Origin of the sequence: Streptomyces sp. NRRL F-525, from assembly GCF_000716605.1 — a bacterium.
Classification (GTDB): domain Bacteria; phylum Actinomycetota; class Actinomycetes; order Streptomycetales; family Streptomycetaceae; genus Streptomyces.
This window is the reverse complement of the sequence record NZ_JNXE01000078.1, coordinates 1-10843: the sequence shown is the minus strand read 5'-3', so window position 1 is coordinate 10843 and position 10843 is coordinate 1. Positions and strand designations below refer to the sequence as shown.

Genomic DNA, 10843 nt, shown 5'->3' with positions numbered 1-10843 from the left:
ACCCCACCCCCACGATCCCCGCCCCCACGAACAACGGAGCCGCATAACCGAACCCCGCACTGATGACCAATCCCCCCGCCCAAGCCCCCACCGCGTTCCCCACATTCGAAGCCGACACATTCGCGCTCGCCGCCAACGGCACACCCCCCGCCGCATCCGTGACCCGCGTGATCATCCCCGGTACCGTCGCGAACCCGAACACACCCAGCAGGAACACCAGGATCACCGAGGCCGGGCGGCTGCTCGCCAACGCACCGAACACCGTCAACGTGACCGCCAACCCCGTCAGCGACACCAGCAACGTCCCGTCCCGGTTGTGGTCCGCGCCCCGCCCGCCCGCGATGTTGCCGACGACCAGCCCCGTGCCGTAGACCACCAACAGCCACGCCACATCCGTCGTCGAGAAGCCCGCGACCCGCGTGAAGGTGTACGCGAGGTAGCTGAACGCGCCGAACATGCCGCCGTAGCCGAGGGCCGTGGCCGTCAGGGTCAGCCAGACCTGGGTGGAGCGGAAGGCGCGCAGTTGCGTGCGGAGGTCCGCTCGGCCACCGCTCGCTCCCGCCCATGCCGGTACCAGGACGGCGATGGCGACGAGCGCCACCGCTCCGATCGCCGTGATCGCCCAGAACGTCGCCCGCCAGCCCCAGCGTTCGCCGACGAGCGCGCCGAACGGGACCCCCAGGACGTTCGCCACCGTCAGGCCGGTGAACATCAACGCCACTGCCCGCGAGGCGCGTTCGGGAGGGACCAGGCGGCGGGCGACGAGGGAGCCTATGCCGAAGAACGAGCCGTGGCACAAGGCCGCCACGACTCGGCCCAGCAGCATGACCCCGTAGCCGGGGGCCAGTGCCGACAGCAGGTTTCCTGCGACGAACAACGCCACCAGGCCTACCAGGACCGGCTTTTGGGGCAGAGAAGCCGTCGCCGCCGTCACCGCTATCGCGCCCACCGCGACCGTCAGCGCGTAACCGGAGATCAGCCAGCCCGCGGCCGCCGTGGACACGTGCAGGCCACGGCTCACCTGTGGCAGCAGCCCGGCGATCACGAACTCGGTCAGACCGATTCCGAAACCGCCGAGCGCCAGGGCGAGCAGGCCGAACCGCCCACCGCCGTAACCGACTTCCGACCCCGCGGTCAGATCACCACCCCGTCGATCTGCAGCGTCTGCACCGCCCCCGCCGCGAACGTCGCGCTCACCGTCTTGCCGCTCAGATACGTGTCCGAGTGGGCGGTGTACAGGTCGCCCCCGCCGCCCGTCACCGTGTTCCAGCGCGGGACCAAGCCGCTCGAACCCCCCGCCACCGTCGTGAACTTGGACAGGTCGAAGGTCAACTTCGTAGACGACGAGCCTGTGTTGGCGGCGACTATCACCAGCCGTTTCGCCGACGCGTCGTAGCCCGCCGCCGCGTAGCTCACGCCCGTGTCCAGGATCGTCATGCCGGGGCGGATGTGGCGGCTGAACTGGGCCATCACGTAGTACTTCGTCTGGACCGCGCCGGCCGTGAGCGTGCTCTGGTCGTACGCGATCATCGCCCAGCCGGACGACGGGTCCATGACCTGCCAGTACGTCCATGCCGTGGGGTGCAGCCAGCGGAAGTCGTAGAGGAGGTTGCTGGCCATCGTCAGGCCCGTGGAGTCGCTGTCGCCCGTCTCGGAGTTCCAGAGGGCCTTGCCCGACGTCGTCACCACGTCCGTGTAGAGCAGGTCCCTGCGGCCGCCCGAGCCCTGGTAGCCATGGACGTTGACCCGGTTGACGTACCCCTTCGTCGTCGAGCTGAAGGCGCTCCACGTAGTCCGTGCCAGGTCGTAACTCGTCTCGTCGGACGCCGAGATCTTCGTGCTCGTCAGGCCGCGGCTGTCCAACTCGCTGCGGACATACGGGAGTACGGCCGCCTGGACGGTCGAGTCCATGTGGCAGCCCTCCTGCGTGCCCGTCGCCGTCCACCAGCTCGACGAGGGCTCGTTGAAGGCCTCTACCGTCGCGAAGTTCACGCCCCAGTTGTTCTTCGCGTAGAGGGCGACGGACGCGAGGTGGGAGGCGTGCTGGCGGTAGTTCCAGGTCTGGAGGTTGTTGCCGCCGCCCGAGGCGCCCGAGGGGTTGTGGTTCGAACACATCCACCACATGGGGGAGTTGGCGAAGAGTTCGGTGGTCGCGCCGCGCGAGGTCGCCTTCACCAGCATCGCCCGCTGGGTCGCGTCCGCCGTCCAGTCCCAGGCCGAGGAGGTGGGGTCCTCGTTGTTCCAGTCCTGCCAGTAGCCCTCGATCTGCTTGAAGGCGGGGATGTTGGCGGAGGCGACCATCGACTCGCCGTTCACCGAGTTCCAGCTGCACGCGCCGAGGTTGTAACGGGCGATGTTCAGACCCAGGCCGGGGAGCGAAGTGCCGTTGTACGTCGTCGACTTGGTGGTGAAGAAGATGTCGGCGAAGTCGTCCCGGGCGCCGAAGACGTTCGCCCACCAGGCGAGCGAGGTGCCCCAGCCCTCCCAAGTGCCGTACTTCGTCGCCGGGTTGACCGCGACCGTCGCGTCGGCGCGTGCGGTGCCGGTCGCCAGGGCGGTGCCGAGGAGCCCACCGCCCGCTGCGGCCAGCAGGGTTCTGCGTCGGATCATCTCTACTCCCGATTCGCTCAACCGCCGGTCGTCCCACCGGCGTCGGCCATCCCCCCGGCTCGTGCCATCAGGAAGCATCGGGTGTGCCGCGTGAGGTTGTCGAGGGTTGTGACACCCCTTTCTAAAACCCGTGTACGAACCTGTACGGAGGGTCGAACGGGCACCCTTTCCGGTAATCGGGGCCATGAGTCTGGTGAGTTCGCGAACCGGCCCTTATCGTGCGGCCCATGCGGGTTCCCGTCGTGCAGCACCGCGGCCGTCGACGCCGTGCGCTGGGCCGACGCGCCCTGTGGACCGGTGGGGAGTTCCTCGTCACCGCCGGGGTCGTCCTGCTCCTCCTCGTCGTCCACGAGCTGTGGTGGACCAACCGGGAGGCCCGGCAGGGCGCCGAGCACCAAGTGCAGGCCCTGGAACGGCAATGGGCGACACCGGGGGCGGGGGGTAGCGACACCCCGTCGGCCAACAGCGGGCTGGCGGGCGGCAGTTCACCGCGCCGGGGCACCTCCGCCGATGGCTCGACCGCGGTCACCGGTTCCGCCGCCACTCCCCGCCGTTCCCAGGCCTACGCCATCCTCACCATCCCCCGCCTCCACCTCCGCGTCCCGATCGCGGAGGGCGTCAGCAAGCAGAACGTGCTCAACAAGGGGTACGTCGGTCACTACCCCGGCACCCAACAGCCGGGCCAGGCAGGGAACTTCGCGCTCGCCGGGCACCGCAACACCCACGGCGAGCCGTTCCGGTATCTCCCGCGCCTGCGTCTCAAGGACACCGTCCAGGTCGAGACGAGCGCGGCCACCTACACGTACACGGTCGACAAGATCCTGCCGCAGACCTCCGCGTCCGACTCGGGTGTCATCCGGCCGATCCCGCGCTCGACCGTCAGACCGGCCTACGGCTACAGCCGACCGGGGTACTACATCACCCTCACCACCTGCACGCCGGAGTTCACGTCCAGGTACCGCATGGCGGTGTGGGGCATGCTCACCTCCACGCACCTCCGGTGATTCACGCCCGCTCCCGCAGCACCCCCACGCTCACCGCGGCCAACACCGCGAGCCCGGCCGACACCACCATCGCGATGTCGGCGCCGCGGGCCAGTCCGCCGCCCGCCGACGTGGCGATCGCGATGGTCAGCGCGACCCCGGCGCACGAGCCGATGTACCGGAACGTCTGCTGCGCCCCCGACCCCATCGCCGCGCGCGCGGCCGGTACGGACTCCACCGACAGCAGCGGCAGCGCGGCGTTCAGCAGACCGCTGCCCACGCCCGCGATCACCAGCCCCGGCAGCAGCCGTAGCCACGAACCGGAGTCCAGCGCGCCCAGCATCGTCAGGACGCCGGCCGCGTGGAGGAGGAAACCCAGGGCGAGTTGGTGCCGGGGCGGGACGCGGCCGGCGAGGCGGCGGGCCTGGAGGGCGACCGTGAAGGACAGGCCCGACCAGAGGAGGAACAGCCAGGCGGTGTCCATGGCGGACAGGCCCAGCGTCTGCTGCAGCAGCGCCGGCAGGAAGCTGAACAGGCCGATCACCGCGAAGCCCGTGAACAGGCCGCCCGCCGAGGAGGCCAGGAAGAGGCGGTGGCGCAGCAGGCTCAGGTCGATCATCGGGGTCGCGACCCGGCGCTCCACCAGCGCGAAGACGCCGACCAGCACCACGGCCGCCAGCAACAGCAGCCCCACCGGCGCCCGCAGCCAGCCGTCCCGGCCCAGGGTGAGGGCGGCGACGAGGGCGACCAGGGCCAGTCCGAAGGTGACCGCTCCGGCGAGGTCGGGGCGTCCGCCGCGCGGCGCGCGGGATTCGGAGAGCGTGCGGACGCCGAGGGCCGTCACGACGAGCGCCGCCGCGCCGAGCACGACGTAGATCAATCGCCAGTCAGGCATCGCGCCCGCCACCAGTGGGCCGACGGCTATGCCGCCGCTGACGAACGCGCCCCAGACGCCGGTCGCGTGCAGGCGGCCGCGCGGGGTCGGGAAGGCGTGCACGATCAGGCCGAGGCTGCTGGCGAGCAGGGCCGCGCTGGACGCGCCCTGCGCGATCCGGGTCAGCGTGAACAGCCAGGTCGAGGACGTGAGCGCGGAAAGCGCTGTCGTGATGCCGAGCGCGAAGGTGCCGGCCAGGAAGATCCGGCGGCGGCCGTAGTCGTCGGCGAGGCTGCCGGCGACCAGGAGCAGGGCGGCGAGGCCGAGCGGGGTGCCGTTCAGGAGCCAGGCCTGGGCGGAGAGCGGGGTGTGCAGGGCGGCGGCGATGTCGGGGAGCGTGACCATCGGCGCGGTGTACGTCATCAGCGCCACGGCGGTGGCCGCGCTGGTCAGGGCGAGGGTGGCGCGGGGGTGCGGCACGCCCGGCTCGGAGACCTGTGATGTCTCCGAGGCCATGGACGTCCCGGGAACCTCGGCGAGGGTTCGTTCACTGAACCTAGTCATGTGGAGCACCGTAGCACCCTAGGTTCGTTCATTGAACTTACTGTCGAAAAGTGGCTACAGTGGAGGACATGTCACTAGGCAAGGACTATGCGGGACAAGAATGCTCGATGGCCGGGGCGCTCGAGGTGGTCGGCGAGCGCTGGACGCTGCTCGTCGTCCGGGACGCCCTCTACGGCGTGCGGCGCTACAACGACTTCCTCGTCCACCTCGGCATCCCGCGCGCGGTCCTCGCCAGCCGTCTCCAGGCCCTCACCGCCGAGGGCATCCTCGAAAAGCGCCGGTACCAGGAGTCCCCGCCGCGCGACGAGTACGTCATCACCGAGCGCGGGATCGCCCTGTGGCCGGTGCTGCGCTCGCTCGGCCGGTGGAAGCGCGAGCAGTACGGCGAGACGCAGCTGCGCTACTTCCGGCACGCGGACTGCGGCACCGAACTCGGCTCCTACGGCGAGTGCCCCACCTGCGCCGTCATCGTCCCCGTCCCGGATGTCATCATGGACCCGGGCCCCGGACTCGACCAGAACCCGGCGGACCCGGTCAGCCGGGCGTTCCTCAAACCGAGGCGACTGCTCCAGCCGATCGAGGCGGATCCGGTATAACGGACGGTACGAGAACGGCAGTTGAGGGAGGGGGGACCATGAACCAGCGTCGGGCGAGCGCCCTGCTGCTCCTCTTCCTGCTCCCGATCGTGCTGGTGGACACCGCGAGCCTCCCGGCCGCCGTCGCGCTCGCCGCGACCGGTACCGCCCTCGCCGTCTGCGCCCTCCTCACCGCGCGCAGCGCACCCGTCGTACCGCCCACCCGGGTCCGTACGGCCATCCGCGACCGCGCCCGCCGTACGGCGTTCCTGCCCCAGCGCGACCCCGACGCCTCGGGCCGCCCACGCCCCCGAGCCCCTGGACACCCCCTCCGGACGACTACCGCGTAAGGCGCTTTTTTCCGCTGCCCCCGCGCTGAGGGTCGTCCCGTCGCCATGCCCAAATCCCGGCACGACGAGACCCACGGAGGGCTCACCCATGTCCGTTTTCGCTGCCCTGGTCGACCAACTCGCCGACCTGCTCCACCCGTTGTTCGGCACGGCCGCGGCCGCCGCCGCGATCGTCCTGTTCACCGCTCTCGTACGACTCCTCGTGCATCCCCTGTCGCGGGCCGCGGCGCGTGGCCAGCAGGCGCGGGCCCAACTCCAGCCGCGCGTGGCCGAGTTGCGGAAGCGGTACGCGAAGCAGCCCGAGAAGCTGCAGAAGGCCGTACTCGACCTGCACGCCGAGGAGAAGGTGTCCCCGCTGTCCGGGATCCTGCCGAGCCTGCTCCAACTCCCGGCGTTCTTCCTCCTCTACCGCCTGTTCTCCGGCGGCGGCGACGGCCTGCTCTCCCACCAGCTGTTCGCCGCGCCGCTCGGCGGACGCTGGGCCGACGCGCTCGCCGGTGACGGGATGTTCGGACCGGCCGGACTCGTCTACGTCGGCCTGTTCCTCGTCGTCGCCGCGGTCGCGACCTTCACCTACGTCCGCACCCGCCGCGCGGCCGCCGTCGCCCCGGCCGGCACCGGTACCGGCGCCCTCGGCAAGGTGCTGCCGCTCCTCTCCTACGGCACGCTGATCACCGTGGCCGTCGTGCCGCTCGCCGTCGCGCTGTACGTGGTGACCAGCGCGGCGTGGAGCGCCGTGGAGCGGGCGGTGCTGTACACCTGACCGGCCGTGGTTACGGTCCAGTCCGTGAACCGGGTATTGCGGACTGGACCGTGAGCTTGGAGGATCGACCAGTCCTCCGATGGCTGCACCCATCGGTCGACCGTCCGCGATCGATGGAGATGGTGAACATGAAGCTGCTGCGAGTCGGTACGGCGGGGGCGGAGCGGCCCGCGCTGCTCGACGCCGAGGGGACCCTGCGGGACCTGTCCGGCATCGTCCCGGACATCGACGGGCCGCTGCTCGCCGACACCGCCGCGCTGGGCCGGATCCGGGCCGCGGCCGACGCCGGGGAGCTGCCCGCGCTGGACGCCGACGGGCTGCGGGTCGGGCCGCCGCTGGCCGGGATCGGCAAGGTCGTGTGCATCGGGCTGAACTACCACGACCACGCCCGCGAGACCGGCGTGGAGCCGCCCGCCGAGCCGGTCGTCTTCTTCAAGGCCGCGGACACGGTCGTCGGGCCGTACGACACCGTGCTGGTGCCTCGTAAGTCCGTGAAGACCGACTGGGAGGTCGAACTCGCCGTCGTCATCGGGCGTACGGCGCGTTATCTGGAGTCCCGGGAGGAGGCGCTCGCGCATGTCGCGGGGTATGCGGTCGCGCATGACGTGTCCGAGCGGGAGTTTCAGATCGAGCGGGGTGGGACGTGGGACAAGGGGAAGAACTGCGAGACGTTCAATCCGCTGGGGCCGTGGTTGGTGACTGCGGATGAGGTTCCGGATCCGCAGGACTTGTCGCTGCGGCTGTGGGTCAACGGGGAGTTGAAGCAGGACGGGACGACCGCCGAGCAGATCTTCTCGGTGGCTGAAGTGGTGCGGTATGTCAGCCAGTTCATGACGTTGTACCCCGGGGATGTCATCAACACCGGTACGCCTGCGGGGGTTGCTCTTGGGCAGCCTGAGCCGAAGCCGTTCTTGCGGGCCGGGGATGTTGTGGAGTTGGAGATCTCGGGGCTTGGTCGGCAGCGGCAGGAATTTAAAGACGCCTAAGGGGTGGGGGACTGCTCATTGATCGCGGGTGCGCGTGCGCTGTGGCTGGTCGCGCAGTTCCCCGCGCCCCTAAAAGGCGTCACCCCTACGCCAGTAGGGAGGCGAGGTTGCGCCAGGCCTCCCTTGGGAGGTCTTCGCGGGTGTTGCCGTCCACGATCTGGAGCGCTACGTGGTCCGCGCCTGCTGCTACGAAGTTGTCGATGCGGGTGCGGATCTGGGTGTCGTCGCCCCAGGCGAAGACCGCGTCGATCAGGCGGTTGCTGCCGCCGTCTGTGAGGTCGGACTCGGTGAAGCCGTTGCGGAGGAAGTTGTTGGTGTAGTTGGGGAGGGTCAGATACATGGCCAGGTAGTCGCGGGCCAGGGTGCGGGCCCGGGTCGGGTCCGTTTCCAGGACCACCTTCAACTCCGGGGCCAGGAGCGGGGTTTCGCCGAGGAGTTCGCGGGACCGTGCCGTGTGTTCCGGTGTCACCAGGTACGGGATCGAGCCGGCCGCGCGGTCCCGGGCCAGCTCCACGGTCTTCGGGCCCAGGGCGGCCAGGAGGCGGCGGTCGGCGGGGACTCCGGCGGCGTCCAGGGCGTCCAGATGAGCGACCAGGGCCGAGTACGGGCGGCTGTACTCGGCCGTGTTCTTGGCGTGCGCCACCCCGAGGCCGAGCAGGAAGCGGCCCGGGTGAGCCTGCTCCAGTTCGGCGAAGCTCGCCGCGCTCTCGGCCGCCGTGTACTGCCAGATGCTCTGGATGCTGGTTCCGACGGCGATACGTGACGTCGCCTCGATGAGCGGGGCGGCGTTGCGGGCGGCGCTGCTGCCGCCCAACCAGACCGCGCCGTAGCCGAGTTGCTCCAACTCCGCGGTGGCCTCCGCCAACTCGTCGCGCCGGGACGGATCTTCCGCGCGCAGGCCCGCGCTCCAGATGCCGTACCGGCCGACCGTTTCCTTCAGGGTGCTGCTCATCGGTGCCGTTCCCTCCGGTGTCGGACGTGTCGGTCAGTCCCAACCGGAGGGAGCCGCGGGTTAATTCCGGTCCTGGTCCAGGAACTGCTCCAGTGCCGCCACCACGAACCGGTGGTCCTGCAGCTGCGGCAGCCCGCTCACCGTCACCGTGCCGATCACGCCGACGCCCTCGACCCTGATCGGGAACGAGCCGCCGTGTGCCGCGTACTCGTCCGGGTCGAGGCGGGAGGAGTCCTCGAAGGTGCTGCCCTTGGCGCGGAAGCGGGTGCCGACCAGGTAGGAGGCTGCGCCGAAGCGCTCGACCACCTTGCGCTTGCGGTCGATCCACGCGTCGTTGTCGGGGGAGGAGCCCGGAAGCGCCGCGTGGAAGAGCTGCTGGCCGGCGCGGCGGATGTCGATGGCGACCGGGGCCTGGCTCTCGCGGGCCAGTTCCACGAGGAGCGAACCCAGCGCCCAGGCGTCGTCGTAGGTGAAGCGCTGGAACACCAAGTGCCGTTCCTGTGCTTCGAGTTCCTCCACCGTCGGGGTGATCTCGGGGGCGATCCGCTGGGTGATCGCGGGCTTGTTCTGGGTCACAGGGTCACCGTCACTCCGTCGCGGGCGCTGCGGCGCGCGGCTTCCAGTACGTCGAGGGTGGCGGCCGCCTCCAGGGCGGTCACCGGGTTGGGGGCGCCGTCGCGGAGGGCGGCGGCGACGGCCGCGTAGTACGCGGGGTAGTCGCCGGGGAGGGTCGGCTCGGGGCGGCCGCCGCCGGTGAGGGGGGACTCGCCGGCGCCGACACGGCCGTAGAGGGACTCGGGTTCCTGGCCCCAGGTCTTCTCGGTGCCAGGGCGCTTGCCGTCGCGCAGGTCGGCTTCCTGGGGGTCGAGGCCGTACTTCACGTAGCCCGCCTTGGAGCCCAACACGCGGAAACGCGGGCCGAGTTGGGCGGTCGTAGCGGAGACGTAGAGGTGTGAGCGGACGCCGTTCGTGTGAGTCAGGGCGAAGAACGTGTCGTCGTCCGTCTCCGCGCCCGGGCGGCGGATGTCCGACTCGGCGTACACGGAGGCGGCGGGGCCGAAGAGGGCCAGGGCCTGGTCCACGACGTGGCTGCCGAGGTCGTAGAGGAGACCTCCGATCTCTGCCGGGTCGCCGGACTCGCGCCAGCCGCCCTTGGGCTGCGGGCGCCAGCGCTCGAAACGGGACTCGAAGCGCCAGACGTCGCCCAGTTCGCCCTCGGCGAGGAGCTTGCGGAGGGTCAGGAAGTCGTTGTCCCAGCGGCGGTTCTGGAAGACGGAGAGGAGGAGGGAGTGCTCCTCGGCGAGGGCCGCCAGCTCGCGGGCCTCGGCTGCGGTGCCGGCGATCGGCTTGTCCACGACGACCGGGAGGCCGGCCTTGAGGGCGGTCGTCGCCAGCGCGACGTGCGTCTTGTTCGGGGACGCGATGACGATCAGGTCCAGGTCGTCGGCGCGGGCGAACAGGTCGTCGGGGGTCGCGACGGTGCGGACGTCCGGGAACTCCGCGCGGGCCTGTTCCTGCCGCTCCGGGTTCGAGGTGACGACCGTGTCGAGCGCCAGGCCCTCGGTCGCGGCGATCAGCGGGGCGTGGAAGACGGAGCCGGCGAGGCCGTAGCCGACGAGGCCGACGCGGAGGGGTGTGCGAGTCGTGCGTCCAGTCATGCCCTCCACTTTCGCAACGCTGTTGCCAAAGTGCAAGTGGTGGGGACAATGGGGGTGTGGACAACAGTGCGCGGGGCGGGAGCGGTGGCGGGGTGGGTTTGGGGGCGGCTCGGGGTGTAGTGGCGGGCGCGGGTGCGGTGGGGGCGAATCTGCTTGCCGTGCGGAGTCATAACGCCGCGTTGGTACTCGATCTGCTGCGGACGGCCGGCGCGGACGGGATCAGCCGGCTCGAACTCGCCGAGCGCACCGGGCTCACCCCGCAGGCCGTCAGCAAGATCACCGCGCGGTTGCGGGACTCCGGGCTCGTCGCGGAGGCGGGGCGGCGCGCGTCCACGGGCGGGAAGCCGCGCACCGTCCTGCGGTTGGTGCCGGAGGCGGGGCATGCGGTGGGGGTGCATCTGGATCGGGATGAGTTGCGGGTGGTGCTTGTCGATCTCACGGGTGCGGTGGTGGGGGAGCGGGGCGCTTCGCTGGATCTGGGGGCGGGGGCCGGGGTTGTCGTGGAGGCGGTGGCTCGGGAGGTTGAGT

General features: G+C 70.7%; 12 protein-coding genes. 6 read left to right on the top strand and 6 right to left on the bottom strand.

Annotation, left to right across the window (positions count from 1 at the left end):
* Together OO69_RS47590 and OO69_RS47585 are read right to left on the bottom strand one after the other, a co-directional pair.
* Positions 1-1045 (bottom strand): MFS transporter (locus tag OO69_RS47590; RefSeq protein WP_234444716.1); only part of this gene is annotated, 1045 nt, incomplete at its 3' end.
* 89 nt (positions 1046-1134) lie between these two features.
* Positions 1135-2610, bottom strand: coding sequence for a beta-1,6-galactanase (locus OO69_RS47585; RefSeq protein WP_033287294.1), 1476 nt, complete (start codon positions 2608-2610; stop codon positions 1135-1137).
* Between the two features lie 227 nt (positions 2611-2837).
* On the opposite strand from OO69_RS47585, the gene OO69_RS47580 reads away from it, so the two are divergent.
* A complete protein-coding gene (locus tag OO69_RS47580; RefSeq protein ID WP_033287293.1) occupies positions 2838-3614 on the top strand; it encodes a class E sortase in 777 nt (258 codons plus the stop codon).
* A gap of 1 nt (position 3615) precedes the next feature.
* Here the strand turns inward: OO69_RS47580 and OO69_RS47575 are convergent, their stop codons facing one another.
* Complete coding sequence (locus OO69_RS47575) at positions 3616-5031, bottom strand: MFS transporter (protein ID WP_033287292.1); 1416 nt, start codon at positions 5029-5031, stop codon at positions 3616-3618.
* A 68-nt stretch (positions 5032-5099) separates the two neighbouring features.
* Between OO69_RS47575 and OO69_RS47570 the strand changes: the two genes are divergently transcribed.
* The 4 genes from OO69_RS47570 to OO69_RS47555 all read left to right on the top strand — a co-directional run bounded on the left by OO69_RS47570 (position 5100) and on the right by OO69_RS47555 (position 7705).
* The gene (locus tag OO69_RS47570; RefSeq protein WP_033287297.1) at positions 5100-5627 is read left to right on the top strand and encodes a winged helix-turn-helix transcriptional regulator; all 528 of its coding nucleotides are present in this window, start codon (positions 5100-5102) and stop codon (positions 5625-5627) included.
* A gap of 38 nt (positions 5628-5665) precedes the next feature.
* Positions 5666-5956: a DUF6412 domain-containing protein gene (locus tag OO69_RS47565; protein ID WP_033287291.1), complete on the top strand. Its 291-nt coding sequence runs from the start codon at positions 5666-5668 to the stop codon at positions 5954-5956.
* Between the two features lie 88 nt (positions 5957-6044).
* A complete protein-coding gene (locus OO69_RS47560; protein ID WP_033287290.1) occupies positions 6045-6719 on the top strand; it encodes a YidC/Oxa1 family membrane protein insertase in 675 nt (224 codons plus the stop codon).
* Between the two features lie 128 nt (positions 6720-6847).
* The gene (locus tag OO69_RS47555; RefSeq protein ID WP_033287296.1) at positions 6848-7705 is read left to right on the top strand and encodes a fumarylacetoacetate hydrolase family protein; all 858 of its coding nucleotides are present in this window, start codon (positions 6848-6850) and stop codon (positions 7703-7705) included.
* A gap of 85 nt (positions 7706-7790) precedes the next feature.
* On the opposite strand, the gene OO69_RS47550 is transcribed toward OO69_RS47555, so the two are convergent.
* The 3 genes from OO69_RS47550 to OO69_RS47540 are packed head-to-tail and all read right to left on the bottom strand — an operon-like array spanning position 7791 to position 10315.
* On the bottom strand, positions 7791-8657 hold the full coding sequence (locus tag OO69_RS47550; protein ID WP_033287289.1) for an LLM class F420-dependent oxidoreductase: 867 nt from the start codon (positions 8655-8657) through the stop codon (positions 7791-7793).
* A 60-nt stretch (positions 8658-8717) separates the two neighbouring features.
* Positions 8718-9233 (bottom strand): heme-degrading domain-containing protein, encoded by a 516-nt coding sequence (locus OO69_RS47545; RefSeq protein WP_033287288.1) that lies wholly within the window; start codon positions 9231-9233, stop codon positions 8718-8720.
* Complete coding sequence (locus OO69_RS47540; RefSeq protein ID WP_033287287.1) at positions 9230-10315, bottom strand: Gfo/Idh/MocA family oxidoreductase; 1086 nt, start codon at positions 10313-10315, stop codon at positions 9230-9232. The genes OO69_RS47545 and OO69_RS47540 overlap by 4 nt, the downstream gene beginning before the upstream one ends.
* A gap of 137 nt (positions 10316-10452) precedes the next feature.
* Between OO69_RS47540 and OO69_RS47535 the strand changes: the two genes are divergently transcribed.
* A partial coding sequence (locus tag OO69_RS47535) for a MarR family transcriptional regulator (RefSeq protein ID WP_158713537.1) occupies positions 10453-10843 on the top strand: 391 nt, incomplete at its 3' end.

Coding starts and splice junctions, on each gene's coding strand:
- OO69_RS47565 (WP_033287291.1), top strand. CDS start 5,666: ATGAACCAGCGTCGGGCGAGCGCCCTGCTGCTCCTCTTCCTGCTCCCG.
- OO69_RS47585 (WP_033287294.1), bottom strand. CDS start 2,610: ATGATCCGACGCAGAACCCTGCTGGCCGCAGCGGGCGGTGGGCTCCTC.
- OO69_RS47550 (WP_033287289.1), bottom strand. CDS start 8,657: ATGAGCAGCACCCTGAAGGAAACGGTCGGCCGGTACGGCATCTGGAGC.
- OO69_RS47580 (WP_033287293.1), top strand. CDS start 2,838: ATGCGGGTTCCCGTCGTGCAGCACCGCGGCCGTCGACGCCGTGCGCTG.
- OO69_RS47575 (WP_033287292.1), bottom strand. CDS start 5,031: ATGACTAGGTTCAGTGAACGAACCCTCGCCGAGGTTCCCGGGACGTCC.
- OO69_RS47540 (WP_033287287.1), bottom strand. CDS start 10,315: ATGACTGGACGCACGACTCGCACACCCCTCCGCGTCGGCCTCGTCGGC.
- OO69_RS47555 (WP_033287296.1), top strand. CDS start 6,848: ATGAAGCTGCTGCGAGTCGGTACGGCGGGGGCGGAGCGGCCCGCGCTG.
- OO69_RS47560 (WP_033287290.1), top strand. CDS start 6,045: ATGTCCGTTTTCGCTGCCCTGGTCGACCAACTCGCCGACCTGCTCCAC.
- OO69_RS47570 (WP_033287297.1), top strand. CDS start 5,100: ATGTCACTAGGCAAGGACTATGCGGGACAAGAATGCTCGATGGCCGGG.